Origin of the sequence: Pelagibius litoralis (assembly GCF_011683915.1) — a bacterium.
Taxonomy (GTDB): Bacteria; Pseudomonadota; Alphaproteobacteria; order Kiloniellales; family Kiloniellaceae; genus Pelagibius; species Pelagibius litoralis.
Genome location: NZ_JAAQPH010000004.1, coordinates 310,334 through 334,248 on the forward strand (window position 1 = coordinate 310,334; position 23,915 = coordinate 334,248).

24 protein-coding genes and 1 pseudogene are annotated in these 23,915 nt (G+C 63.0%); 8 read left to right on the forward strand and 17 right to left on the reverse strand.

Going from position 1 to position 23,915, the window contains the following annotated elements:
* Positions 1-183 precede the first annotated feature (183 nt).
* From HBA54_RS07510 to HBA54_RS07525, 4 genes are all read right to left on the reverse strand, one after another.
* Positions 184-813, reverse strand: a complete 630-nt coding sequence (locus HBA54_RS07510; RefSeq protein WP_167222994.1) for a LysE family translocator — start codon at positions 811-813, stop codon at positions 184-186.
* 230 nt (positions 814-1,043) lie between these two features.
* Positions 1,044-1,643, reverse strand: coding sequence for a carboxymuconolactone decarboxylase family protein (locus tag HBA54_RS07515; protein WP_167222995.1), 600 nt, complete (start codon positions 1,641-1,643; stop codon positions 1,044-1,046).
* A gap of 81 nt (positions 1,644-1,724) precedes the next feature.
* Positions 1,725-1,952, reverse strand: coding sequence for a hypothetical protein (locus tag HBA54_RS07520; RefSeq protein WP_167222997.1), 228 nt, complete (start codon positions 1,950-1,952; stop codon positions 1,725-1,727).
* Positions 1,953-2,106: 154 nt separating this feature from the next.
* Positions 2,107-2,988 (reverse strand): DMT family transporter, encoded by an 882-nt coding sequence (locus tag HBA54_RS07525; RefSeq protein WP_167222999.1) that lies wholly within the window; start codon positions 2,986-2,988, stop codon positions 2,107-2,109.
* A gap of 128 nt (positions 2,989-3,116) precedes the next feature.
* Between HBA54_RS07525 and HBA54_RS07530 the strand changes: the two genes are divergently transcribed.
* The gene (locus tag HBA54_RS07530) at positions 3,117-3,749 is read left to right on the forward strand and encodes a hypothetical protein (protein ID WP_167223002.1); all 633 of its coding nucleotides are present in this window, start codon (positions 3,117-3,119) and stop codon (positions 3,747-3,749) included.
* A gap of 373 nt (positions 3,750-4,122) precedes the next feature.
* The gene (locus tag HBA54_RS07535) at positions 4,123-4,716 is read left to right on the forward strand and encodes a hypothetical protein (protein ID WP_167223004.1); all 594 of its coding nucleotides are present in this window, start codon (positions 4,123-4,125) and stop codon (positions 4,714-4,716) included.
* Between the two features lie 268 nt (positions 4,717-4,984).
* Here HBA54_RS07535 and HBA54_RS07540 read toward each other — a convergent pair whose 3' ends face one another.
* Entirely contained in the window at positions 4,985-5,719 is a 735-nt protein-coding gene (locus HBA54_RS07540; RefSeq protein WP_167223006.1) for a hypothetical protein, read from the reverse strand.
* A gap of 358 nt (positions 5,720-6,077) precedes the next feature.
* Here HBA54_RS07540 and HBA54_RS07545 point away from each other — a divergent pair, with 358 nt between their 5' ends.
* Complete coding sequence (locus HBA54_RS07545; protein ID WP_167223008.1) at positions 6,078-6,683, forward strand: hypothetical protein; 606 nt, start codon at positions 6,078-6,080, stop codon at positions 6,681-6,683.
* 18 nt (positions 6,684-6,701) lie between these two features.
* Here the strand turns inward: HBA54_RS07545 and HBA54_RS07550 are convergent, their stop codons facing one another.
* From HBA54_RS07550 to HBA54_RS07560, 3 genes are all read right to left on the reverse strand, one after another.
* Entirely contained in the window at positions 6,702-7,478 is a 777-nt protein-coding gene (locus tag HBA54_RS07550) for a hypothetical protein (RefSeq protein ID WP_167223010.1), read from the reverse strand.
* Positions 7,479-7,753: 275 nt separating this feature from the next.
* Positions 7,754-8,590 carry a hypothetical protein gene (locus tag HBA54_RS07555; RefSeq protein WP_167223012.1) on the reverse strand — a complete coding sequence of 279 codons (837 nt, stop codon included), beginning with the start codon at positions 8,588-8,590 and terminating at the stop codon, positions 7,754-7,756.
* Positions 8,591-8,725: 135 nt separating this feature from the next.
* Complete coding sequence (locus tag HBA54_RS07560) at positions 8,726-8,962, reverse strand: helix-turn-helix domain-containing protein (RefSeq protein WP_167223014.1); 237 nt, start codon at positions 8,960-8,962, stop codon at positions 8,726-8,728.
* A gap of 163 nt (positions 8,963-9,125) precedes the next feature.
* On the opposite strand from HBA54_RS07560, the gene HBA54_RS07565 reads away from it, so the two are divergent.
* The gene (locus HBA54_RS07565; RefSeq protein WP_167223016.1) at positions 9,126-9,923 is read left to right on the forward strand and encodes a hypothetical protein; all 798 of its coding nucleotides are present in this window, start codon (positions 9,126-9,128) and stop codon (positions 9,921-9,923) included.
* 168 nt (positions 9,924-10,091) lie between these two features.
* Here HBA54_RS07565 and HBA54_RS07570 read toward each other — a convergent pair whose 3' ends face one another.
* Both HBA54_RS07570 and HBA54_RS07575 read right to left on the reverse strand, forming a co-directional pair.
* Complete coding sequence (locus tag HBA54_RS07570) at positions 10,092-10,658, reverse strand: hypothetical protein (RefSeq protein ID WP_167223018.1); 567 nt, start codon at positions 10,656-10,658, stop codon at positions 10,092-10,094.
* 162 nt (positions 10,659-10,820) lie between these two features.
* Complete coding sequence (locus HBA54_RS07575; protein ID WP_167223020.1) at positions 10,821-11,372, reverse strand: hypothetical protein; 552 nt, start codon at positions 11,370-11,372, stop codon at positions 10,821-10,823.
* 138 nt (positions 11,373-11,510) lie between these two features.
* Here HBA54_RS07575 and HBA54_RS07580 point away from each other — a divergent pair, with 138 nt between their 5' ends.
* Positions 11,511-12,380 carry a PhzF family phenazine biosynthesis protein gene (locus tag HBA54_RS07580; protein WP_167223022.1) on the forward strand — a complete coding sequence of 290 codons (870 nt, stop codon included), beginning with the start codon at positions 11,511-11,513 and terminating at the stop codon, positions 12,378-12,380.
* 184 nt (positions 12,381-12,564) lie between these two features.
* Here the strand turns inward: HBA54_RS07580 and chrA are convergent, their stop codons facing one another.
* Together chrA and HBA54_RS07590 are read right to left on the reverse strand one after the other, a co-directional pair.
* Complete coding sequence (gene chrA, locus HBA54_RS07585) at positions 12,565-13,806, reverse strand: chromate efflux transporter (RefSeq protein ID WP_167223024.1); 1,242 nt, start codon at positions 13,804-13,806, stop codon at positions 12,565-12,567.
* A gap of 100 nt (positions 13,807-13,906) precedes the next feature.
* Complete coding sequence (locus tag HBA54_RS07590; protein WP_167223026.1) at positions 13,907-14,668, reverse strand: SDR family oxidoreductase; 762 nt, start codon at positions 14,666-14,668, stop codon at positions 13,907-13,909.
* A 188-nt stretch (positions 14,669-14,856) separates the two neighbouring features.
* Between HBA54_RS07590 and HBA54_RS07595 the strand changes: the two genes are divergently transcribed.
* Complete coding sequence (locus tag HBA54_RS07595; RefSeq protein WP_167223028.1) at positions 14,857-15,210, forward strand: ArsR/SmtB family transcription factor; 354 nt, start codon at positions 14,857-14,859, stop codon at positions 15,208-15,210.
* Positions 15,203-15,706 carry an SRPBCC domain-containing protein gene (locus HBA54_RS07600; RefSeq protein ID WP_167223030.1) on the forward strand — a complete coding sequence of 168 codons (504 nt, stop codon included), beginning with the start codon at positions 15,203-15,205 and terminating at the stop codon, positions 15,704-15,706. Before HBA54_RS07595 ends, HBA54_RS07600 begins: the two co-directional genes overlap by 8 nt.
* 230 nt (positions 15,707-15,936) lie before the next feature.
* Here HBA54_RS07600 and HBA54_RS07605 read toward each other — a convergent pair whose 3' ends face one another.
* The 4 genes from HBA54_RS07605 to ccrA form a co-directional block, all read right to left on the reverse strand.
* Positions 15,937-17,679, reverse strand: a complete 1,743-nt coding sequence (locus HBA54_RS07605; protein WP_167223032.1) for an adenylate/guanylate cyclase domain-containing protein — start codon at positions 17,677-17,679, stop codon at positions 15,937-15,939.
* An 85-nt stretch (positions 17,680-17,764) separates the two neighbouring features.
* Positions 17,765-19,450: an acyl-CoA dehydrogenase family protein gene (locus tag HBA54_RS07610; protein ID WP_167223034.1), complete on the reverse strand. Its 1,686-nt coding sequence runs from the start codon at positions 19,448-19,450 to the stop codon at positions 17,765-17,767.
* Positions 19,451-19,474: 24 nt separating this feature from the next.
* The gene (locus HBA54_RS07615; RefSeq protein WP_167223037.1) at positions 19,475-19,864 is read right to left on the reverse strand and encodes a RidA family protein; all 390 of its coding nucleotides are present in this window, start codon (positions 19,862-19,864) and stop codon (positions 19,475-19,477) included.
* 139 nt (positions 19,865-20,003) lie between these two features.
* Positions 20,004-21,299: a crotonyl-CoA carboxylase/reductase gene (gene ccrA / locus HBA54_RS07620; RefSeq protein ID WP_167223039.1), complete on the reverse strand. Its 1,296-nt coding sequence runs from the start codon at positions 21,297-21,299 to the stop codon at positions 20,004-20,006.
* A gap of 386 nt (positions 21,300-21,685) precedes the next feature.
* Here ccrA and HBA54_RS07625 point away from each other — a divergent pair, with 386 nt between their 5' ends.
* The gene (locus HBA54_RS07625; protein ID WP_167223041.1) at positions 21,686-23,713 is read left to right on the forward strand and encodes a protein meaA; all 2,028 of its coding nucleotides are present in this window, start codon (positions 21,686-21,688) and stop codon (positions 23,711-23,713) included.
* Between the two features lie 97 nt (positions 23,714-23,810).
* On the opposite strand, the pseudogene HBA54_RS07630 reads toward HBA54_RS07625, so the two are convergent.
* A pseudogene (locus tag HBA54_RS07630) lies at positions 23,811-23,915 on the reverse strand (IS110-like element ISMno29 family transposase); the annotation flags it as partial.

Consider the following 23,915-nt stretch of genomic DNA (forward strand, 5'->3'; position numbering starts at 1 on the left):
TTTCCCCAAGCTGTCACCCCGGTCCCCAACCCGTCACCCCGGACTTGATCCGGGGTCCATGTCGCGGGCGGTCTCGCTTCCTCCGGGAAGAAGTCCCGCAAGCTGAACCATGGATCCCGGATCAAGTCCGGGATGACGACAAAAAAAGGGGAAACGACCGTTGCGCGCCCTGTCGCCGCCCGCCTAACGCCGCGCCAGGGCCAGCCCCAGGCCGGTGCCGATCAGCAGGGTGCCGGTGATGCCGTGACGCACCCGGTTGGCCCGGGCCGAGGCGAAGAGCCCGCGCGCCCGGCTGGCCAGCAGGGCATAGAGCCCGTCCAGGGTGGTGGCGATGATCACGAAGGCGATGGACATGGCCAGCAGCTGCGGGCCGACGGCCAGGGCCGGGTCGATGAACTGCGGGAAAAACGCCGCATAAAAGAAGATCGTCTTGGGGTTGGTGATCGCCACCAGCACGCCCTGGCCGAAGACGCCCTTGTGAGATTTCATCGGCGCCGTCTCTCCCTCAGCCCCGGCGGAGAAGACCGCGCGCCACTGTTTGATTCCCAAGTACAGCAGATAGGCGACGCCGGCCCAGCGCAGCACCTCGAACAGATCGGCGGCCAGCGCCAGCACGGTGGTCAGCCCCAGCGCCCCGGCGGCCACCAGCAAGGCATTGCCGCTGCTCGCCCCCGCCACCGTGGCCAGGCCGATGCGCTGGCCGTAGGCCAGGGAATTGGCGATCACCAGGGTGACGATGGGCCCCGGCATCAAAATCAGCACGGCGGTGGCGAAGAGGTAGGCGGCGAAGAGTTCCGGATTGACGGCAAGCATGGCTTTACGGTCCCATTTCTTGAGCAGTTAGCAGCGGCTGGGAAAAGCAAAGACAGGAAGGTTTGCGGATGTACAGCCTTAAAAGCGGGGGCGGGGGCACGCCGGCCGCCATCCCACCAATCGCCATCCCCTGCCGTCTATCCCTCCGCCGTCATTCCGCCCCCGCCGCCCCCGACCGCCATCCCCTCCGCCGCCATCCCCCCGCCGTCACCTCCCCGCCGCCCCAGCCGTCACCCTCCCGCCGCATCGCGGCCCACCTCCCGGTCCCCCTCCGGGCCGGGCACCAGATTAGGGACATGGCAGAAGCCCTGGGGCGCCACGTCCAGCGCGGCGTTGAACTTGCTCGACATGTTCTGAAAGGCGATCAGCCCGGTCAACTCGGCGCGGGCGTCCTCGTCGAACTGGGTCTGCAGGGCGGCGCGGATTTCGCCGGTGACCTCGCCGTCGGTGTGGGTCACGGCCTCCGCGTAGGCCAGGGCCGCGCGCTCGACCGGGGTGAACAGATCGCTCGTCCGCCAGTGCCCCAGGGCCAGGATCTTCGCTTCGCCGACCCCGCGTTTTTCCAGGGTCGCCGCGTTCACGTCGACGCAGAAGGCGCAGTGGTTGATCTGCGAAATCCGCACCGTGACGAGGGAGCGCAGAGCCGGGTCCAGCGGCGAGCCCCGGCGGTTCAGCGCGCCGTACAACAGCGCCAGCGCCGCAAACACCCAGGGCGAGCGCCCCCACAGCAGCCCGGGCTCCAGCACCTTGCCGTAGGTGCGTTTCTGCTTGCGGAAAAACAGCCGGATGAACCAGGGATAGGCGGCAAGCGGTTTGGGACTCACAAGCATCGGCGGCACCTCATGCACGCGCAGCGCCACGCCGATCCGGCGGTCCGGGTTCTGGAGATCCCGATTCTGGAGATCCCGATTTTAGAGATCCAGGTCTTCATCGGCCAGGGTGGCGCGGCGCTGGCGCTCGTCCAGCACCAGGATCATGCGGGCCAGCACGGCGGCATCGGCGTTGGACCAGCCCGCCGTGACGCGCCCGTCCTTCCACAGCACGGAGATGGCCAGGGCCTCGATCTCACCGGCGCGTTCCAGCCCGCTTTGGAAAATCTCCGCCGGCTCCACGCCATGCAGGGTGACGACATCGGCCATGGTGCATCTGCCTTTCGGATCATGAGAGGGCGGGCTCCGGCAGATCGGCCCTTCCGGCCTGCCTGCTGAACCCCGTTCAGAGATAGGCCGATGGCGCCGCGCGGTATTTGAGCTGTATCAAACGCCCCGCCAAAAACAGCCCGGCGACACCCAATCAGGAAGCGGCGCGCGCGACCCGGCGTTCGCGCGTCGCCAGATGGGCGCCCCCCACGACCAGAACCGCGCCCCCGGCGGTGATGGCCAGGATCGGCTCGTTCCAGGCGACAAAGCCGATCACCGCCGCGAACACGATGGTCATGTAGCTCCAGGTATTCACCTTGTCGGCCGGTGCGGTCGAGAAGGCCTTGGCATAGAAATACTGCCCGATAATCGTAAAGGCGGCGACGAAGGCGATCTGCATCAGCTGCGTCGTGCTCGGCCAGTGCCATGTCCAGGGCAGGGGAACGGCGGACAGAAGAAGGGCGAAGAACGAGAAATAGAACATCTGCCGGACCGGCGGCTCGGTCGTCGACAGCGACCAGATGACCAGCGCCGCCGCCGCGCCGCCCAGGGCGGCCAGCACGGCGGCGGCATCGCCGGCCGACATGCCCAGCTGGCCGGGCTGAATGATCATGGCGACACCGGCGAAGCTGATCAGCACGCCCAGCCAGACATAGCGGTCCGACAGGCGGCGGTAAATGACGAGGGCCAGGATCGGCACGAATAACGGGCCCATGGATTGCAGGATCACGGCATTGGCAAAGGGAATGCGCGCCAGGGCGTAGAAGTAGGTCACCAGGGCGGCGTAGGTGAAGACGGACCGCAGGAAATGCTGGGCCAGCCGCCTGGTGGCGATGCCGCCGGCCGGCGGATTGAACCATACCCAGGCGCACATCAGGGCGAACATCCACAGGTTCGACCAGAACACCAGCGTGAAGACGTTCAGGTCGCTGGCCGCGAAGCGTGCGGAGGTGGCCCCCAGCGCCAGCAGCAGCGCCGCGAGAATCATGTAGAATGTTCCCAGCGCAATGTCGTTGCCTGTTTTCGGTATTGCCATGTCAGCCGCTGACCCTTGGTTGCGAATCCCTGCGGCGGAACCTAGCCGAGGCCACCTGACAGCGTGCTGTCAGGAACATCGCGCCGGGCTTGTTCAGATCGCCGACGGGCCGGTCAGGGAGAATCAGAATGCCGCTGCAGAACCGCGTGACGCCCTTCTCCACCATCCAGGCCGTGGACAGCCGCGGCCTCGTCATGGGCAATCGTGGCTGCCTTCACGGCGACGAACGCGACCTGCGCAGCCAGCGCTGGCGCACCAAGTCCTGGATCGTCTGCCGCCTGGCCTGGAAGGGCGTTCGGCGGCGGCTGATGAAGCCAGGGTCCTGGACCGAGCTGTTTTTCCTGGATGAGGCCGTGGCGCTGGCGGCGGGCCATCGCCCCTGCGGCTATTGCCGGCGCGGCGACTACCGCAGGTTCCTCGACTGCTGGGCCGCCGGCACCGGGTGGCGCCCGGCGCGGCCGCCGCGCCAGCCCGACGTTGATGCCCGGCTCCATGCCGACCGCGTCGATGGGCAGCGGCGCCAACGCCATCACGACGCCGCGCTCGACAGCCTGCCGGACGGTTGCTTTGTGCTGCTGCCGGACGACCCGGCACCCTGGCTGGTCCAGGGCGCGGGCCTGCACCCCTGGTCCCACGCCGGCTACGGCCCTCCCGTCCGGCGGCCAAGGGGAATCACGGTCCGCGTCGTGACGCCCGCGTCCACCGTCGCCGCCATCGCCGCCGGCTACACCCCTCTCGTTCATCCCAGCGCCTTCCCCTAGGGGCGTTTCCACGTCCGGGAAAACAGCCGGATGAATCAGGGGCAGGCGGCGCGGGGTTTGGGATCAACGGCGGGTGTGGGTTTGCCGATCCTGTTTTCGTGTGGACGATGGCGGTGGAAAAAGCAAAGAAAGGAAGAGCAGGAAATGTACAGCCCTAAAAGTGGAGTGGTGAGGACCCCCAGCGCCGATGGTGCACTGCCATCGCATCGGCTGTCGGGTATTTGAGATTCCTCCAAGTGTGGTCACGTTGACAATGCCTCTATGTCGTAGGAAGCATCTTGGGGCAAAATGCGGAAGCTTCGTGTTTCGCTAAGTCCTTGTGAGAAGGCACAATCTATTGATCGACATCCAAATTTAGTTTGAGGGGTGCACAATGCAGCCGGCTGAGAAAGATGGTCAGTTATTCGTAATCATTCAGGACATTACATATGATAGCGGTGAGGGAGACGAAGAGGAAGAAAGCGAAAAGTATCGTGTCAGTCTAGAAAAAGAGTTCAATGTTACATTTGAAAACGTGAACATTGGGCCCAGCGTAGATATTCCTGCATTTTTGACGACAATCGCTACAACGATGGTGCCATTGTGGTCCGTGATTCTAGGTGCTTTTTTTCTTGGAAAGCCGATAAAGGAAAACTTAGACGCTTGGTGTGAAATTGGCCACCGAGTCCGTGAATTCTTTGCGCATCCTGTTGTTCTTTCAAAACGCGGAGCGTCGGTAATTGCGGTAGAGGCAATACTTGAGGAAATGGACAGAGCGCCGAAGTCGATCCAGCTCTTGAGCTATCGATCTATTCTTTATGGTGATAAAGCCAAACTCAGGTCGCTGGAGACTTCAAGCGAGATATCTGAGACACCGGAAACCCTCCTTCTTGGTTTTGTTCTCCATGTATTCGAAATTGAGGCCGATGGTCAAAAGTATCGGGTTGGTGTTAACGGCCAGGACACCGACATTATTGAGATAGAATGATTGAATTAGGCGACAAAGAGTTCCGGAATGACGGCAAACATGGCTTTCCTGTCCTTGTTTTCTGAGCGGCCAGCAGCGGCTGGGAAACGCAAAGATAGGATGATTGGCGGATGTATAGCCTAAATCGTCGGGCGGGAAGGCAATCGTTGGTGTCTGCAGAAGCGGGCGAAGAGCGCATAGAGAATGCCAACCCGTAAAGCGTTTCAAAATGTCAAACAATGCCAAACTGGTGATGCGAGTAAGCTAGCTGGTCGCAAAAAGGCCGGTGTTAGAATGGGATCTCGTCGTCCAGGTCCTCTTGTGGTTTAGGGAGATTTTTTTGGGGACCTTCTATTTTTTTTCGCTCTTCCCAAGGAGGCAAAACATCCCCTACTTTTTTCGCTTTCTCGATCCAATCGAAAACTCGATCAATCGTTTTTTGTAGAGGCTTTAATTCTTCGTTCACTTCTCTAGCAGCACGAGCTGTTTCAATCGCGAATGCATAAAACGCTTCCGTTCGGGTACGATTGCGGTCAACTTCCGCAGCGAACATATTGAGTTTGGCGAACAAAGACTCGCGCTTGTTTTCAGGCATAGAAAGCTCATTCAACTTACCTCTTATAGCATTGATCAACGTGTGAATCGTCTCACGCGCAGCTGCATCGAGCACGATAGTATTTTGTGAGCCTATTTTAAGGCGTCGCGCCGCTTCCATCATGATCTTCTGAGAGGCTATCTCAGCGTTTCGGCGGAAATCTTGAAAGAAATCCGCAAACTCAGAATCTTTCTTCGGCGGATTCCGGTAAGCGATTAGGATGCCGAGGTTGTGAACTTCGTCGAACGCGGTCAAGGTATCGACGTACCGTCGTTCATAGTACCAACTCTGCACTCGGTCATTGTCCCATTGCTTCTCCATGGCCTCGTGCCTTCTTTGATGCAGAACAGCGAAAGCAACTTCCGGATCATCTGGGAGGTCGAGGTACTCATCAAGGAATTCGCTATGTTCCTTCTCATCGTTGCTCATGAAGAGCACCCTTCTTTGTTTGGTTGATTCGCGACTCTATGTTACGGCAACAGAGCAAGAGTAAGCAGTATGCTTCCCAGTGTTGCGTCAAATCTCCCCCAATATAAAAAGCTAAAGCTCGAGAAGTCCTGGCACTACCACAAGGGACTTAACACACCCTGACGCTGAGGCATGTGTCGATGTCCGATAGTCAATTGTGTATCGAATATGATGCGCAGTTATAGCTTATCGACAGTGACTTGTGCCTAGTATGGATTAGATGGGGATTGTTTTGAATTCCCATGCATAAGGTGTTCACTGTCTGATTCTCCCGTAGGTTCAGTAATAGCGTAAACGTAAATGTTCTCAGGTATGCACAATGACCAAAGAGATCTCAGATGGATTCAAATGGCCTTCAAAAGGCGACCGCTTGCTGCGGGCTGAAAACGATTGGGACAAAAGCGTTACCTTCGCGGAGCACGATATAGCGAGAGACGTCCATATATGGGACGGATATATGCGCGCTGGTGCTGTGCTAGTCGAACAATGCCAACTTAGCAAAGACAGAGTTGACCGGCACGAGCTTATCTATCCAATACTGTTTTGCTATCGCCATGGACTGGAACTCGCCATGAAATGGATTATCGGACAATATGGGGGATGGGCAGGCATTCAAATAGACGATTATCTTCACCATGACTTATGGAAACTATGGACGGCATGCAAGAAGGTTATGGTTGAAGTTGGTTCAGCTGAAGAAATCGACGGGCTTCATGCAACCGAGCAGGTGGTGCGAGATTTTCATGAACTAGACAAAGGATCGTTTTCATTCAGGTACTCGCGGGATCTGAATGGCATGACAATTCGGCTACCGGATGTGCCGTTCGATCTCGCAAACATCAAAGAAGTGATGGAGGCAGTGAACAATCTCTTTACCGGGGCGGATGGCCAACTCGACTACAACACGGGCTCTTTTGAATGGTAGAGGAGCTGTTAAAGAGCGTCAGTGAGCTGAGTTCGGGCTGATGATTCGAAGCCCTTCAAACCAGTTGTTGTCGAGTTGCTTCGTGTTAAAAGGCACCGACCCTGAGTCGATTGCATTCAGACACTGGGACGCCGCCGAGTCGGCCCCGGACAGCACCTTGTTCACAATGTCACTTTTGTTTGTATCCCCGCTTGCGTAAATCAGCTGCACATTCCCAGGGAGGTAATCGGGGCCATCAACCGGCTTGGTCCTTTTATTGTAAGCGTCGATGTTCCCAAGATCAGAATCGACAATCATCCCAATTCTGATGTCAGGTTCAACAAGGTTTTTGATTTTTAGATGCTCCAGTGCAGCTAACCAGCCGAAGTTTTCCGGGCTTGATTTAATTTCCAGATACTCCAGGCAAAACGGCACATGGTACTGCCAATATCGCGTAAACCCCTCCTTCTCTGGAATTAATACGTGCTGAACAATAACGATTCCGACCACGGAAACTTTTTTGCCCTGGATACGACGGGTATTGGTATCGACGGCGCATATGAAGTCGAAATTCTTTGCAAGAGCCGGGGATGAGTCGAAAGAAACGTCGGGACTAGACTGAGGAATTCGGGAAAGGATTTTAGGTCCCTTGGGTCGGTCGTAGTTGACTTCTGAGTAGACATTTAACATGTCGTTCTCAAAGCGGATTTCGCCCGTTTGAGGGTCAACCGTCAGAGCAATTTCACTGACTTCCCCCTTAGTTGTCGCCAGGATTTGCTCATTACGCGTTTTTTTGGTGTCTCGCTTCTTTGCCATAACGGGCTCCTTGTAGGGGCATTGCTTTGCGAGCGGTAATCTCCCAACGTCCTCACCTTCAACCGGTGGCCTTTGGTTTCGCGGAGAAATTCCATGCCGGCGGCCTCCGGGGCTTCGTGGGGCTGGGGTGCGTCATTGCCGTGCGAGGGAAAGGTTCACACCCAGGGCGATGAGGATACCGCCGCCGATCCGCTGAACGACACGGGCGATGCGGTCCGATGACTTCAGCCGCCGCATGACTGAATGGGATGTCCAACGTCTTGCTCACCGCATTGCTACAGAAGATCAACCGATTGCAGCGGCCACTTGGCGACGGCAGCCCGCGCCGCTTCGTCGTCGGCAAAAAGGTTTGGGTTAGCAACAAGCCGTATAACTTTGCCAAACTCTTCGAATTGGTAGCTTTGCTCGTTTACGAATCCTATGAAATGGACGCGCTCTTGGGCGTATCTGGCGCCGTGCAAACTAGTCCTTTTGTTGAAGACACCCGAGATAACGTTCCCTTGCCAAAAGTGGCGAACATTTTCTGGGACATACTCACCACCCAAAGCAATATGGATGCAATCGTAATGGTCGGGGCCGAAGAACAACTCTCTAGAATCAACTAGAATGGTATGGAGGGCCCCGGAAGGCCTAGGGAACTTAATGGGACGATCATCTCGCTCACATTTCTGACAGATGCGCTCAATGGCTTTAAGTGTCTCTGCTTCAGGCGATTGTCGAGGGTCGCTTGCCCCGGTATGCAAAAGGAGGCTGCTTATTGCAACGTCGCTTCCTTGTTGGAACTTGCGTGTAGATTCTTTGATCGCCGCAGTTTCCTCCAGTCGCATCAACTCGACCGCCCACTCTTGGTCGCCGGACGTAAAGCCAAAGTCCAGTGTTGATTTACCTTCGCCCGGAATCTCATAAGAAGGTTGGATGCCGACGCGATGTAGCGAGTAGGCGAAGCGTAGCTCAAACAATCGGCCTTTGTTCTTGCGTGTTATGCCTCCATTTCTTTTGATATCTGCGACAAGTCCTGCCGCCCAGCTCTGACTTGATAGTTCTTCCATGAATGCTTGAGAGCATTCAGCCTCATCCGCGGAAAGATAGTCCCAAGAGTTATCGTTGGTCATAGGTGCCACTGCGAACCTCGGCGTTTTGTCTAATAACACCAGAGTCTTTGTTAGGGACAAAGCTCCGTTGTGACAGTTGAGCGGCTAGGCGATTGAGGTTTGCTGGTGTTACCAGCAGAACTATGGTCGCCTCTTTTATTGTTTCCTCACCCTTAACCCCGGGCCTTTGGTTTTGGTTTCGGGGAGGAATTCTATGCCGGCCTGCTCCAGGGTTTCCTGAAGCGCGATGAGGTTGTTGGGGTGGGGCTCGTGGGCGCCGCGTTCGAAATTGGCGACGGTCGCGCGGGTAAGGCCGGAGGCCTCGGCGAGGTCGGTCTGCGTCCAGTCCAGCAGGACGCGGGCAGCGCGGCATAGGATAGGGGAGAAACTCATCCGGCCCTTGTTCTCATAAACCAATTGACGGCCCGACACCGGCCTGATACTCATTTTAAAGTTTAGCACCGTGCTAAATTTTAAAATCTGCTAAGCGGCGCGGAAAGGTGCTACCAACACCGACCCGCGCCTGACCGTAACCCGACTTGTTAGGAGTCAGGCCATGGCTACTTCGGCTTGTAACATAGATTCCTGCCCGCCCGAAAACGATACCCCGGAAAACCAACCCGAAAACCAACCCGAAAACCGACCCGAAAACGATCCCGCAGACGCAGTAAGCGCCCCGGATGACGGCGGCGGCGGCGGCAAGCGCCGGACGGCTGCGGGATGGGCCCCCGGGTCAAGCCCGAGGGTGACGGCTGAGGGGGGCCGCCCGCTGGATACGCGGATCGAGTCCGCGCATGAGGTTGGGGCGGCGGAAGGCCCCGCCCCGGCGGAAGCCGTCTCCCGCCGCTCCCTGCTGGCCGCCGCCGCCGCCCTGCCCGCCCTGGGGCTGGCCCTGCCGGCCCTCGCCGCCCTGGCCGCGCGCCCTGCCGATGCGGGGCTGCCCAACCCCGACGCCGAGCTGTTCCGCCGCATCGCGGTGGCCCTGGAGCGGCGCAAGGTCTACGCCCGCGCCCGGCGCCTGCGCCAGCGCCTGCACGATATCCGCGATGCCCGCAGGGGCTATGACACCTCCCACATGCTGCCGGCGCCCTGGCGCGAACCGCTCGGCCCCGGCGACCGGGACGCATGGCTTCACGACCGCGACCTCTTCTACCGCTATGGCGAGGCGGTGCGCGATGCCGTCGCCGTCCCGGCGCGCACGGTCGCCGGGCTGTACGCCAAGCTCGACCTCGCCGTCGTCGCCGCGCGGCGCGGCACCGGGCGCATCTACATGTACGAGGACCGCGAGTGGCTGGAGGCCGCCCTGGAAGACCTGAGGGGTCTGGCGGCGGGGCAAGGCGGGCCGACAGGGTAGGAAACAAAAAGCCCCCTCACCCCGGCCCTCTCCCACGCAGGGGAGAGGGGGAACCGAAAGAGGGCGGCTGTCATTCCCTCTCCCCTTGTGGGAGAGGGAGGGGCCCACGTAGTGGGAGGGTGAGGGGGAACCGCTCCCCGTACAGCGCAAGCGCGGGACAGGCCCGCGTTACGGGATGAGATGCCCGATCAGCAGCTTCACGAACAGCACCGGCACGAACCACTCGAGTCCCGGCGTCGCCCCCAGCACGCCGAGCGCCAGCCCGGTTGCGGCCAGAAAGGATATCACCGCCACCGGCAGCTTCAGGCGGCGCGGCGTTGCCAGCACCGCAACCATCGCGGTGACGAGAAGGGCGGAAACCGCCGCCGCGTAGGTCACGTCGAAGCCGTCGCCCCGGAACGCCCAGGCGACAATGCCGATGTGCAGCAGGTGAAGGCTGACGAAGGACGCAAGCTGGGCGGTGGTCACGCCGGGGCGGTGATACCAGCGCTTGGTCGTTTCCGTCGCCATGCAGACCGCGCCGCCGATCACGTCGAGCGCCAGGACCGCGCCCAGAACGATGAGCAAGAGGCTCGCGCCCTGCGCGGCGAGGGCCCAGGCCGTGAGGACCGCGCCCAGGCTGCCCGACCCGATCACCAGGGCGTTTTCCTGCCATCCCATGCCCGGGCCGACGAAACGGTCCCACGATCCGGGCAGGCCGGAACGGGGCGCGGGAATAACGGCGGAGGGCTCCATGATGATCCTTTCAGATGACGGGGGTGTTTCGATGGGGGCTTCGACGGGGGTGATGCGAAATCGCCTGCTTTGCAGGTGTGCGGCAAAGCGGCGGCTTCAAGGCGGGTGCGTCGAAAAAGCGCTGCCGGGCCTTCGGTTTTGATTCCGATTTTGGGGCGCCCCTTAGCCGCCCCGCGCCCAGGGTGCCTGCTTCACGATGTTGCGCAGGCGCGCCCTGACGGCGGCCGCTTCGTCGCCTTGTCCCGCTTCCAGAAGCCGCGCGACCTCGCCCCGCAGTTCGGTGAACCGCGCCGCCAGCGCGGCCAGCGCATTATAGGACCAGGCCCGCACGAACCTGTTGGGGTCGCCCAGATAGCCCTGGCTTTTGAACAGGCGCAGCAGGGCTGCCTTGCGGCTTTCGGGAAGGGTGAGGCCCGGCAGCATCTGGAGCAGGTGCAGCCGTGTTTCCCAATGGGCCTCCCCGTGGGCCGCGTGGTCGAGAAGGTCGAGCAGCGCCTCGCTCTGCTTTTCCGAGAACGTCAGCCCGTCCTCCTGAAACCGCTTCAGCAGCCAGGTCGCCGCCGCCGACAGCTTGCCGTCTTCCTGTCCCGAAAGATCGCAGAGCTGACGGACCAGCCGCGCATCGGGCGTCAGCCGCGCGGCCAGGGATTCAAGGACGTCTTTATGCTTGCCGTCGAAGGCGGCGAGTGCCGCGGCGATGTCCGCCCTGTTCATGTCTGAAACGCCCCTGCTGCCCGTCGAGCCGATCAGTTTAGACTCTTTCGCAGTTTGACGGCACCGGCGCGGCTTGCCCTGGCCCCGCCGGGGGTGTTAAGGCGGCTTGCCGCCGCGATGGATAAGGAAAACCCCGCCATGTCCGATCCCACAGTTCCGCTGTCCGGTCTTGCCTGGGTCCACGCCGATGTTTTCTGCGCGGCGCCGCTCAGCGGCAACGGCCTCTGCGTGTTTCGTCCGCAAACCGCCCTCTCCGACGAGATCATGCTGCGCCTGACCCAGGAAATGCGGCAGTTCGAATCGATCTTCCTCATTGAAGAAAACGGCGCCACCCGCGCGCGCATCTTCACGGTGGAGGAGGAGCTGGACTTCGCCGGTCACCCGCTGCTGGGCGCGGCGGCGGTGCTGCATCACGCCGCCGGTGGCGATGAGCTGCGGCGCTGGCGTTTGCAGTTGAACCGCCGTGCGGTCGACCTGACCACCCGGCGCAGGACGGCGCGCTTCTTCGAGGCCGAAATGGATCAGGGCGCGGCGGCCTGGGGCAAGGTGGCCGAGGGTGCGGCCCGCGCGGCGGTGCTGGAAGGGCTCGGCCTGCGGGAAAGTCATCTCGCGCCGGGCTTGCCGCTGGCCATGGTGTCGACCGGCCTCGACTATCTCATCGTCCCGGTGACGGCGGCGGGTTTGGCCGCTGCCGCGATCCGGGTCGACGACTTCGAGGCCAGATTGGCGCCGCTGGGTGCGAAGTTCGCCTACCTCCTGGATACCGAAAACCGCGAGGGCCGCACCTGGGACAACTTCGGTGCCGTGGAGGACGTGGCGACCGGCAGCGCCGCCGGGCCCGCCGGCGCCTATCTGCATCGTCATTGCGGCGCGCCGCCGGCGCTGACCCTGCAGCAGGGCCGTTTCACCGGACGGCCGAGCCAGCTCTTTGTTTCCATCGACGCGCAGAGCGGCTCCGTGACCGTGGGTGGCGGCGTCGCCGTGCTGGCCGAGGGGCGGTTTTACTAGATCCCGCGTGCCCTGCCGGTCGTACCGCTTCGTTAAATTTGTCACCCCGGACTTGATCCGGGATCCATGGTTCCGCTGACCCGGTCTCTAGCGGTTGGCTTCAAGACCGCCTCTGCGATGGACCCCGGATCAAGTCCGGGGTGACAATGGGGAAGGGTGGCTGCAGTCGTCTGATTGCGGGGGCCTAGAACACCGTCAGCGCGACGCCGCCGGCGGCCATCAGGATCACCACCAGCCAGGGCGGCGTCTTCCACAGGGTCAGCAGCAGGAAACCGGTCAGGGCCAGGGCAAAGTCCGGCGCGGAGCGCACGGCGGAGGTCCAGATCGGGTCGTAGAGCGCGGCGCCGAGGATGCCGACCACGGCGGCGTTGGTGCCCTGCAGGGCGGCCTGGGCAGAGGGCCGGGCGCGCAGCAGGTTCCAGAACGGCAGCGCGCCGATCAGCAGCAGGAAGCCGGGCAGGAAGACCGCGACCAGGGCGATGCCCGCCGCCAGCAGCCCGCCTGGATAGGGTGTCATGACGGCGCCGAGATAGGCGGCGAAGGTGAACAGCGGTCCGGGCACCGCCTGCGCCGCGCCATAGCCCGCCAGAAAGGCATCCTCGCCGACCCAGCCGGGCGGCACCACCTCGGCCTGCAGCAGCGGCAGCACGACATGGCCGCCGCCGAAGACCAGCGCGCCGGCACGGTAGAAGGAATCGAAGACCGCCAGTTCCGGCGCCGCAACCGTGATGGCCAGGACCGGCAGTCCGAACAGCAGGACGAAGAAGCCCAGCAGAGCGGCGATGCCGACGCGCCTGCCGACCGGAAAGGGGGCCGGCTGTGCCGCCGTGACCGCTGCGTTGCGGCAGACCCAGAGCCCGGCGAGGCCGCCCAGCCCGATGGCGCTCACCTGCCCGAAGGCGCCGCCCAGGAAGACCACCACCAGCACCGCCGCCAGGGCGATGCTGGCGCGTTCGCGGTCCGGGCAGAGGCTGCGCGCCATGCCCCAGAGCGCCTGGGCGACCACCGCCACGGCGACCAGCTTCAGGCCCTGCAGGATACCGTCGGCGATGGGGCCGTCGAAAGAGGCGGCGCCGAAGGCGAAGAGGATCAGCGCCAGCGCCGAGGGCAGGGTGAAGGCGACCCAGGCGGCCAGCGCCCCCAGCGGGCCGCCGCGCAGCAGGCCCAGGCCGAAACCGACCTGGCTGCTGGCGGGGCCCGGCAGGAACTGGCAGAGCGCCACCAGGTCGGCATAGCCGCGCTCGTCGATCCAGCGCCGGCGCACCACGAACTCCTCGCGGAAGTAGCCGAGATGGGCGATCGGTCCGCCGAAGGAGGTGAAGCCGAGTTTCGCGAAGGCGGCGAAGACCTCACCGGCACCACCCCGGCGCGGCCCGGATGCTGCGGTTTTATCCTCGGGCGTCGAAGAATCCGGCGGCGCGGTCATGAGAGGGGAAATCCCGGCAGTCGAAAGGGCGCCGCACTATGTCCCAGGGCCCGGCGCGCTGTCGAGTACGCCGGGCCCTGGGAATATGAAACTTTTGTGTTCAGCCCAGGTTGATGGAAACGCCCCCGTCGACCAGCAGCGCGCTGCCGGTGATGAAGCTTGCCGCGTCGGAGGCCAGGTGCAGCACCGGTCGGGCGATCTCCTCCGGTTCGGCCATGCGCTTCAGGGCGTGCAGGCCCTCGATGAAGGCCCGTGCCTCCGGGTCGTCGGCGGGGGCCATGGCCGTATCGGTGCCGCCGGGCAGGATCGCATTGGCCCGGATGCCCCGGGGGCCGTATTCGCCGGCCAGGCTTTTCACCAGGCCGATCAGCCCCGCCTTGCTGGCGGCGTAGGCGGCCATGCCGGGCAGACCGGCGTTGCTATAGCCGACAAAGCTGGAGGTGAAGAGGAGGGAGCCACCACCGCGTTTCAGCATCGCCGGGATCTGGTATTTGGCACCGAGAAATGCAGAGGTGAGGTTGGTCTCCAGCGTGTCGCGCCAGTCGCTGAGTGTCATCTCCGACACCGGTCCCATCGCGCCCAGGATACCGGCATTGTTGAAAGCGATGTCGAGCCCGCCGAAACGGTTCACCGCCGTATCGACCAGCGCCTTGGCCAGGGCTTCGTCCTTCACGTCGCCGGCCACGGCGACGGCCTCGCCGCCTGCGTTTTCGATCTCCGCGACGAGTTTGTCGAGTTCGCCCTGGCGCCGCGCCGCGGCGACCACTTTGGCGCCCTCCGCCGCGAAGAGTTTCGCCGTGGCCCGTCCGATGCCGGCGCTGGCTCCAGTGACGATGGCGACCTTGCCGGTGACTGTGTCCATTGGGGGGAATCCTTTCCTCTGTTGCCCGCCCGGCTGACGCTTCAGCCGGGGCGGGGACAGATGACAGCTTCGCCGGTTGCGTTCTCTCCGGTTCTTGCGCGGGGCCGTCGGCTTGCGCTCCGGGTTCGAACCCGGTTGACTGGGCTGTGTTTATATATAACTATTATGTTATGGAACATATAGTTTATATGAATGCGTCAGCCAATCTCGACGCTGTTTTTGCGGCGCTGGCCGATCCGACACGGCGGGCCATCCTGTCACGGCTGGCCGAGGGTCAGGCGTCGGTGAATGAGATCGCCGCACCCTTTGAAATAAGCCAACCGGCGGTCTCGCGGCATCTGAAGGTGCTGGAGCGGGCGGGGCTGATCGAGCGCGGCGTCGACGAACAACGCCGCCCGGCGCGGCTGAAAGCGGAAAACATGGCCGCAGCGGTCGACTGGCTTGCCGAGTTCAGAGCCTTTTGGGGGGCGAGCTTTGACCAGCTGGATGACGTCCTCGCGCAGATGAAACAAGCCGAAGCGAAGGACGCAGGCCATGACTGAATTGCCGGAGTACATACACGACCGGGTCTTCGATGCACCGCGCGACATGGTCTGGCGGGCCTGGACCGACCCTCAACTGCTTTCGCGGTGGTATGGCCCCGGCGTCGACACGGTCATCCACAAGTTCGATCTGAAACCCGGCGGGCTCTGGCTCAACGAGATGAAATGGGGCGACAAGTCCGATCTCAGCAAGATGGAGTTCCAGGAAGTCGTGCCGCCGGAAAAGCTGGTTTGGCATCATTCCTCGGCCGACGCCGATTGGAACGTGGTCGCCAGTGCCATGATGCCGGACTGGCCGCGGGTGCTCCTCACCACCGTGACCTTTGAGGAGGTGGGCGCCAAGACCAAGGTGCGGATGACGATGGTGCCCCTCGATGCAAGCGAGGCTGAAATCGCCTGTTTCGCCGGCGCCATGGCCGGCATGGAAAAGGGTTGGGGCAGCGGCTACGCGATACTGGACGAAATGCTCGCAGAGCTGCAGGCGGAAGAAGCCTAAGCGAAAGGAGATATCTTCGCGAGCTGCGCCGACTTCCGTTTTTTGGTCATCCCGGACTTGATCCGGGATACATTGTCCGGCGTGCAGGGTTTACGCGGGCACAGTCCCGGTCTGGCCCTGCCATGGACCCCGGATCAAGTCCGGGGTGACGGGTGATGTGATCCGCTTTAATTCCGCCCCGACAGAAGTCCTCGTGCAATCACCTGGGCCTGCACTCCGTCGGCGCTACGTTATGGCAGGCCGGCGTTGGCCAAGGATTGTCGGTCGTCGATGAGGCGTTGGGGGTCGGCACAGTTTTGTGTCCGCGCCCAGTTCGCGACGGTGAATTCGGGACGGGCCGCCAGCAGGGCCTTGGCGTGGCCGCGTGCGTTGTCCATGTCGCCGAGGTCGGCATAGGTCAGGACCATGTCGACGAGGCCGAAGCCGGGACTTTGCCGGTTGTATTCCGAGAGAATGGAAAGGGCGTCGTCAAAGCGTCCGGCATAGCGATAGGCATGACCGAGTACCCCGCAATACCAGCCCGGGTCCAGCGGGTTCAACCGCATCGCAGTCTGCGCCTCAAGCACTGCTTCCTCTGGTCTTTCCGCGAAGGTCAATGCCAAGGCATAGAGCGCGCGGAGGTCGGCATGATCCGGGGCGAGCTCGACCGCGCGCCTGTAGGCCGCAACGGACTCGTCAAGCCGCAGGCCGCAGAGATGCCAATACCCAAGAGCAGCCCAGGCATCGGCGGTATCTTCGGCGATGGCCAAGGCCCGATCAGCGTGCTCTTTCGCCAGTTCGAGCGAGTGGTCGTGATCCGCGGTCCAGAAAAACCGCCCTTCAATCGCATGAACGCAGGCGAGCATGGCATGGATCTGGGCTGAGTTCGGGTCCGCGACCAGAGCCTCCTCGAAGCATCGGCGCGCCTGCCGGTAGGTTTCGGCGCTGACCGTGCGGAACAGGCTAAGGCCGCGAATGAATGAAGTCCAAGCTGTAACATTGTCAGTCGTTGTATAGCGCAACCTGGCTTGCTCGCCTTCGGTCAATTCGACCTGCAGGGCGGTCGCGATGGTCAGCGTGATTTCGTCCTGGACCGCGAAGATGTCTTCAAGGTCGCGGTCGTAACGGACCGCCCAGAGGTGGGCTTCGGTTTCGGTATCGGTGAGCTGGACGGCGATGCGAATGCGGTTGCCGGACTTGCGCAGGCTGCCGGTCAGCACGAAACGCGCCTGCAGTTCACGGCCAACTTCCTGTGCCGACACGGCCCGGTTCTTGAAGGTGAAGGCGGAGTTCCGCGAGACGACGGAGAGGTGCCCGATCTGCGATAGGGTGGTAATCAGGTCCTCGGTAATGCCATCGGCGAGGTGGTCCTGTTCCGGGTCGCTGCTCATGTTGTCGAAGGGAAGAATGGCGAGCACCGGCCGTCGAGAGCCTGCACGGGCGGCCTTACCAGGCGTAAGGCTGTCGAAGCTGGGCAGGTCTTTCGCCGTCACGCGATAGACGTCGACGGCATCGACGATGTTCTTCAGCTTCTGCCGCCCAACCGGCTCGAACGCCGCGTTGACCTTGTTCAGCAACTGGGACCGCAGGGCGTCGGTGACCAGGATGCCGCCTGGCGCAGCGATGGGTTCCAGCCGCGCCGCGATGTTGACGCCGTCGCCATAGACATCGTCGTCATCGATGATGATGTCGCCAATGTTGATTCCCATTCGAAACAGGCTCTGGTCACAAGCCTCAAGAGACAGGTTGTGCTTGCTGATCGCCTGTTGGATCGCGACCGCACAGTTCAGCGCGTCGATGGCGCTGGCGAACTCAGCGAGGAAGCCGTCCCCGGTTGTCTTGAAGATACGGCCCCTGTGGGCAGACATCTGCGGCGCGATCAGTTCGGACTGTACCTGTTTGAGCCGCCGCAGCGTTCCAACCTCGTCAGCCTGCATCTGGCTGCTGAACCCGACCATGTCGGCGGCAAGGATAGCGGCAAGTCTACGTTCCATGCTGCCGACTGTAGGGGGATCGGGTGGAACTTTAAAGGGGCGCCGTCCTTTTCGCGTCTAAATAGAATCGATTCCCATGGCGTCCTTAGTTCCGCCCCGACAGCAGGCCCCTGGCGATCACCTGGGCCTGGATCTCCGCCGCGCCCTCGAAGATGTTGAGGATGCGGGCGTCGCAGAGCACGCGGGAGATTTTGTATTCCTCGGCATAGCCGTTGCCGCCGTGGACCTGCAGGGCGTTGTCGGCATTGGCCCAGGCGACCCGGGCGCCGAGCAGCTTGGCCATGCCGGCCTCGATGTCGCAGCGCCGGTCGGAATCCTTCTCCCGGGCGGCGGCGTAGGTGAGCTGACGCGCCACCATGGTCTCCACCGCCATCCAGGCGAGCTTGCCGGCGACGCGCGGGAACTTCAGGATCGCCTTGCCGAACTGCTGGCGTTCGCCCGCATATTCCAGGCCCAGTTCCAGCGCCGACTGGGCGACGCCGACGGCGCGGGCGGCGGTCTGGATGCGCGCGGACTCGAAGGTCGCCATGAGCTGCTTGAAGCCCTGGCCCTCGACCCCGCCCAGCAGGTTTTCCGCCTTCACCTCGAAACCGTCGAAGCCGAGTTCGTATTCCTTCATGCCGCGGTAGCCCAGCACCTTGATCTCGCCGCCGGTCATGCCCGGGGCGGGGAAAGGATCGGCATCGCTGCCGCGCGGCTTTTCGGCGAGGAACATGGAGAGCCCGCGATAGCCGGCTTCGTCCGGGTCGGTCCGGGCCAGCAGCGTCATCAGGTCGCTGCGGGCGGCATGGGTGATCCAGGTCTTGTTACCGGTGATCCGGTAGCTGTCGCCGTCGCGGATGGCGCGGGTGCGCAAGGACCCGAGGTCGGAGCCGGTGTTGGGCTCGGTGAAAACCGCCGTCGGCAGGATCTCGCCGGAGGCAAGCAGCGGCAGCCATTTTTCCTGCTGCGCCGGGGTGCCGCCCAGGCGGATCAGCTCGGCGGCGATTTCCGAGCGGGTGCCCAAAGATCCCAGGCCGATGTAGCCGCGCGAGAGTTCCTCGGTCACCACGCACATGGCGAGCTTGCCGAGGCCCGACCCGCCAAAGTTCTCCGGCACCGTCAGGCCGAAGACGCCGAGCCCGGCGAGCTGTTCCACCACTTCCAGCGGGATCAGCTCGTCCTTCAGGTGCCAGTCGTGGGCGTCTTCCTTGTGATCCTCGGCCACTTTACGGAACTGGTCGCGGATCATCTCCAGGGTTTCGTCGGCCAGGCCGGTCTCGCCGAAGCGGCCCTCGGCCAGGTGCGCGGCGATGGCCATGCGCACCGCGTTGGTGTTGCCGCGCTCGCTCAGCGCCTGCACGGCGGGCACGTAGATCGCGTGAATGTCGTCGTCGCTCATGCCCAGGTCGGCGGGGCGCAGCACCTCCACCTGGCTGAGGGCGAGACCGCCCCAGAGCTGGTTCAGGTACTCGCCGTAGGTGGCCTGCAGCATGAGCTGTTCCAACTCGCCAAGCTGCCCGGCGGCCTCCAGGCGCCCGGCCCAGGCCAGGGTCTCGCGCAGGGCGGCGACGTAGGTCGCCAGCCAGGCATAGCCATGAGCGGCGAACTGCTCACGCTCCAGCAGCGCGGCGTCAACTTTGCCGCCGGGGGCAACCAGCCCCGCCACCGTCCGCCGCGCCGCCTCGGCAAAGCCCTCGGCAGCGGCCAGCGCCTCGGTGCAGAGGGGGAGAAGGTCGGGGAGAAGGATCGTCTCGCCTGTTGCTTCCCGTCGCACGGCAACGTCACTCATGCTGATTTCATCCTTCGTATCTCATCAGTCGCTGCCGGCCAGGGCGATGCACTCAATTTCGACGCGGGCGCCCAGGGCCAGGCCCTTCACCTCGATGCCGGAGCGGGCCGGCAGGTGGCCGTTGAAGAACTCCCGGTAGATGTCGTTGAAGGGCTGGAAGTCCTGCATGTCGGCGAAGAACACCGTGCATTTCAGCACCCGGTCCAGCGAGGAGCCGGCGGCTTCCAGGGCGCTGCGCAGATGCTCCAGGGCCTGCTGCGCCTCTGCCTTCAGGCCGCCTTCGACCAGCCGCATCTCGCCCGGCACATTGCCGATCTGACCGGAGGTGAAGACCAGGCCGGCGCCGCGCAGGGCGGCTGAGAACGGCAACTCCGCCGGCAAGGCGTCGGTGCGAAAGGCTTCGATCTTGGACATGGCGTCGATCCTCTGGGTTCATACCTCGGGACGGGCCCCAATAAACAAAGGGGCCCTCCTCAGTATGAGGTCAGAGTTTCTCCTCACCCTGAGGAGCTTGCGGAAGCAAGCGTCTCGAAGGGGTTGCGTCCCACAGATCCTAGCCCTCCTCGGCCGCGTCTTCCAGGGTGCGCAGGCCCGGGTGCTTGGCCTGGACCAGCACGGCCATGTTGCCGGGCTTGTGCTGGTTGTTCATCATCTTGGTGTGGGCGCGGGGGATGTCGCGCCAGGCGAAGACCTCCGACATGCAGGGGTCGATGCGGCGTTCGACGACCAGGTTGTTGGCCTGGCTGGCCTGCATCAGGTTGGCGAAGTGGCTGCCCTGAATGCGCTTCTGGCGCATCCAGACAAAGCGCGCGTCGAAGGTGATGTTGTAGCCGGTGGTCCCGGCGCAGAAGACGACCATGCCGCCGCGCTTGACGACCATGCAGCTGACCGGGAAGGTCGCCTCGCCCGGATGTTCGAAGACGAAGTCGACGTCGTTGCCTTTGCCGGTTATCTGCCAGATCGCCTTGCCGAATTCACGCGTCTTGCGCATGTAGTCGCCGAAGCCCTCGCCGTTCACCGGCGGCAGCTGGCCCCAGCAGTCGAAGTCCTTGCGGTTGATGACGCCCTTGGCGCCCAGCGACATGACGAAGTCGCGCTTGTCCTCGTCGGAGATCACGCCGATGGCGTTGGCGCCCGCCGTCGCGATCAACTGGACCGCCATGGAGCCGAGGCCGCCGGAGGCGCCCCAGACCAGCACGTTGTGGCCGGGCCGCAGGATATGCGGGCGGTGGCCGAACAACATGCGATAGGCGGTGGCCAGCGTCAGGGTGTAGCAGGCGCTTTCCTCCCAGGTCAGGTGGCGCGGGCGGGTCATGAGCTGGCGGTCCTGCACGCGGCAGAACTGGGCGAAGGAGCCGTCGGGGGTTTCATAGCCCCAGATGCGTTGCGAGGTGGAGAACATCGGGTCGCCGCCGTTGCACTCCTCATCGTCGCCGTCGTCCTGATTGCAGTGGACGACGACCTCGTCGCCGACTTTCCAGCGCTTCACCTTGGAGCCGACGGCGTAGACGATGCCGGAGGCATCGGAGCCGGCGATATGATAGGGCGCCTTGTGGACGTCGAAGGGGGAGATCGGCACGCCGAGGCCGGCCCAGACGCCGTTGTAGTTCACACCGGCGGCCATCACCATGACCAGGACGTCGTGGCTGTCGAGTTGAGGCGTATCGACCACCTCGACCTGCATGGCCTCTTCCGGCTCGCCGTGGCGCTCACGCCGGATCAGCCAGGCGTACATCTGCTTGGGGACGTGACCGAGCGGCGGGATCTCGCCGACCTCGTAAAGATCCTTTACCGGGCGCTGCGGTTCTTCCTTGCTGGTCTTTTCCGTCGCTGCGAGCCCTTGAGCCATGCTCTCACCCTCCTAAGGTGCGTTACCCAGTTTTTGCGTCTCTGCCGACAACGCCGGGCGGCATTGAGTTATTCTTCCCGGCGTTGTTTTTGCGTCTGCCCAGTGATTCCGTTGAAATTCTTCGGAGAATCCGGCGCAGCGCTATGCTTTCAGCCGATTATTAGTCTTTCATCTGATATTTTGCAATGCACAAAAAGGCTATTTTTTGCTTTATGAGCCAGAAAAATGAAACTATATGTCATATGAAGATGATAAACGAAAGATCGTAACACGATATTCGCCCTTGCGATCCGCTTATATGCAGCGCAACCATAGCATATGTGGGTGTTCCGGCAGTGACAGCGCTGGGCGAAATGATAGGCTTAGGGATGGAGAGGACCGGCGAGATGGCGGAAAACGGACCGCAGGAAGAAAGGCCCCAGGGGGGCAAATCGGCGCGCGACAAGCCCTGGCTGATCCGCACCTATGCCGGCCATTCCACCGCCGCGGCCTCCAACGCGCTCTACCGCAAGAACCTGGCGCGCGGCCAGACCGGTCTTTCGGTGGCCTTCGACCTGCCGACCCAGACCGGCTACGATTCCGACCATCCGCTGGCCAAGGGCGAAGTCGGCAAGGTCGGCGTGCCGGTCAGTCATCTGGGCGACATGGAAAAGCTCTTCGCGGAGATCCCGCTGGAGCGCATGAACACCTCCATGACCATCAACGCGACGGCGCCCTGGCTGCTGGCGCTCTATATCGCCTGCGCCGAGAAGCAGGGGCTCAGCCGCGACCAGCTCAGCGGCACGGTGCAGAACGACATCATCAAGGAATACCTCTCGCGCGGCACCTACATCTTTCCGCCGGAACCTTCGCTGCGCCTGATCACCGACGTCATCGCCTTCACCTACCGGGAAATTCCCAAGTGGAACCCGACCAACGTCTGCTCCTATCACCTGCAGGAAGCCGGGGCGACGCCGGTGCAGGAACTGGCCTATGCCCTGGCCATCGCCATCGCGGTGCTGGATTCGGTCCGCGATTCCGGCCAGGTGCCGGAAGAAGACTTCCCGCGCGTGGTGGGGCGCATTTCGTTCTTCGTGAACGCCGGGCTGCGGTTCGTGACAGAGATCTGCAAGATGCGCGCCTTCACCCAGCTCTGGGACGAGATCTGCCGGCAGCGTTATGGCATCACCGAGGCAAAGAACCGGCGCTTCCGCTACGGCGTGCAGGTGAACTCCCTGGGCCTGACGGAACAGCAGCCGGAGAACAATGTCTACCGCATCCTGCTGGAGATGCTGGCGGTCACCCTGTCCAAGGATGCCCGCGCGCGGGCGGTGCAACTGCCGGCCTGGAACGAGGCGCTCGGCCTGCCGCGCCCCTGGGACCAGCAGTGGTCGCTGCGCCTGCAGCAGATCCTGGCCTTTGAGACCGATCTTCTGGAGTACGAGGATATCTTCGAGGGCTCGACCGTCATCGCCGCCAAGGTCGAGGCCCTGAAGGCCGAGGCCCGGGCCGAACTGGCGACCATCGAGGACATGGGCGGCGCCATTGCGGCGGTCGAGAATGCCTATATGAAAGAACGCCTGGTCGAGAGCGCGGCCCGCCGCCTGGAGGCCATCGAGGCGGGCGAGCAGATCGTCGTCGGCGTGAATGCCTATCAGGAGAGCGAGCCCTCGCCCCTGATGGCCGGCAGCGACGGCGGCTTCATGGCCCCGGATGCGGCGGCGGAGGCCGGGCAGATCGAAAACATCACCGCCTGGCGCGCGGCCCGCGACCAGGAGGCCACGGACAGGGCGCTGGCGGCGCTGGAGGCGGCGGCGCGCGACGGCGGCAACATCATGGAGCCCTCCATCGCCTGCGCCCATGCCGGGGTGACGACCGGGGAGTGGTCGGCGGTGCTGCGCCGCGTCTTCGGCGAGTTCCGCGCGCCCACCGGTGTCGGCGGCGCGACCTCTGCGGCGCTGGAGGAAGAAGACGCGCTGGCCGGCGTGCGCGACAGGGTCGAGGCGGTGTCGCGGCGGATCGGGCGGCGCCTGAAGATGCTGGTCGGCAAGCCAGGCCTGGACGGCCATTCCAACGGTGCCGAGCAGATCGCCGTGCGCGCCCGCGACGCCGGTTTCGAAGTGGTCTACGAGGGCATCCGCCTGACCCCGGCGCAGATCGTCGGCGCGGCGCTGGAGGAGGGGGTCCATGTCGTCGGCCTCTCGATCCTCTCCGGCTCCCACGTCGCCCTGGTCAGCGAGGTGCAGGAACGCATGGACAAGGCCGGCCTCGGCCGGGTGCCGCTGGTCGCCGGCGGCATCATCCCGCCGGAGGACGAAGCGGCGCTCAAGGCCGCCGGCATCGCCGCCGTCTACACCCCCAAGAACTACGACCTCACCGCCATCCTCGCCGACATCGTCGACATCGTCGACCGCGCGACGCTGGAAGCGGCTTAGGGGCGCGCGGGTTCTTCTTAATGTCCCGCTGACGCGGGAAGCTGATCTTCTCCCCCCCTTTAACGAAGATCGGGCGGGAGAGCATCTGTGTTCACAGTCAAGGTTGAGTTGGCTGCCAGAGACGTTGCTCGCGAATGAGTGTGTTTGCCAGAACGACGAGTTTTCGCATGACCGCGGTGAGGGCGACCTTGGAAGCTTTGCC

Coding starts and splice junctions, on each gene's coding strand:
- HBA54_RS07555 (WP_167223012.1), bottom strand. CDS start 8,590: ATGACCAACGATAACTCTTGGGACTATCTTTCCGCGGATGAGGCTGAA.
- HBA54_RS07530 (WP_167223002.1), top strand. CDS start 3,117: ATGCCGCTGCAGAACCGCGTGACGCCCTTCTCCACCATCCAGGCCGTG.
- HBA54_RS07570 (WP_167223018.1), bottom strand. CDS start 10,658: ATGGAGCCCTCCGCCGTTATTCCCGCGCCCCGTTCCGGCCTGCCCGGA.
- ccrA (WP_167223039.1), bottom strand. CDS start 21,299: ATGGCTCAAGGGCTCGCAGCGACGGAAAAGACCAGCAAGGAAGAACCG.
- HBA54_RS07625 (WP_167223041.1), top strand. CDS start 21,686: ATGGCGGAAAACGGACCGCAGGAAGAAAGGCCCCAGGGGGGCAAATCG.
- HBA54_RS07575 (WP_167223020.1), bottom strand. CDS start 11,372: ATGAACAGGGCGGACATCGCCGCGGCACTCGCCGCCTTCGACGGCAAG.
- HBA54_RS07605 (WP_167223032.1), bottom strand. CDS start 17,679: ATGGAACGTAGACTTGCCGCTATCCTTGCCGCCGACATGGTCGGGTTC.
- HBA54_RS07535 (WP_167223004.1), top strand. CDS start 4,123: ATGCAGCCGGCTGAGAAAGATGGTCAGTTATTCGTAATCATTCAGGAC.
- HBA54_RS07520 (WP_167222997.1), bottom strand. CDS start 1,952: ATGGCCGATGTCGTCACCCTGCATGGCGTGGAGCCGGCGGAGATTTTC.
- HBA54_RS07615 (WP_167223037.1), bottom strand. CDS start 19,864: ATGTCCAAGATCGAAGCCTTTCGCACCGACGCCTTGCCGGCGGAGTTG.
- HBA54_RS07565 (WP_167223016.1), top strand. CDS start 9,126: ATGGCTACTTCGGCTTGTAACATAGATTCCTGCCCGCCCGAAAACGAT.
- HBA54_RS07580 (WP_167223022.1), top strand. CDS start 11,511: ATGTCCGATCCCACAGTTCCGCTGTCCGGTCTTGCCTGGGTCCACGCC.
- HBA54_RS07510 (WP_167222994.1), bottom strand. CDS start 813: ATGCTTGCCGTCAATCCGGAACTCTTCGCCGCCTACCTCTTCGCCACC.
- HBA54_RS07560 (WP_167223014.1), bottom strand. CDS start 8,962: ATGAGTTTCTCCCCTATCCTATGCCGCGCTGCCCGCGTCCTGCTGGAC.
- HBA54_RS07595 (WP_167223028.1), top strand. CDS start 14,857: ATGAATGCGTCAGCCAATCTCGACGCTGTTTTTGCGGCGCTGGCCGAT.
- HBA54_RS07545 (WP_167223008.1), top strand. CDS start 6,078: ATGACCAAAGAGATCTCAGATGGATTCAAATGGCCTTCAAAAGGCGAC.
- HBA54_RS07525 (WP_167222999.1), bottom strand. CDS start 2,988: ATGGCAATACCGAAAACAGGCAACGACATTGCGCTGGGAACATTCTAC.
- HBA54_RS07600 (WP_167223030.1), top strand. CDS start 15,203: ATGACTGAATTGCCGGAGTACATACACGACCGGGTCTTCGATGCACCG.
- HBA54_RS07590 (WP_167223026.1), bottom strand. CDS start 14,668: ATGGACACAGTCACCGGCAAGGTCGCCATCGTCACTGGAGCCAGCGCC.
- chrA (WP_167223024.1), bottom strand. CDS start 13,806: ATGACCGCGCCGCCGGATTCTTCGACGCCCGAGGATAAAACCGCAGCA.
- HBA54_RS07540 (WP_167223006.1), bottom strand. CDS start 5,719: ATGAGCAACGATGAGAAGGAACATAGCGAATTCCTTGATGAGTACCTC.
- HBA54_RS07515 (WP_167222995.1), bottom strand. CDS start 1,643: ATGCTTGTGAGTCCCAAACCGCTTGCCGCCTATCCCTGGTTCATCCGG.
- HBA54_RS07550 (WP_167223010.1), bottom strand. CDS start 7,478: ATGGCAAAGAAGCGAGACACCAAAAAAACGCGTAATGAGCAAATCCTG.
- HBA54_RS07610 (WP_167223034.1), bottom strand. CDS start 19,450: ATGAGTGACGTTGCCGTGCGACGGGAAGCAACAGGCGAGACGATCCTT.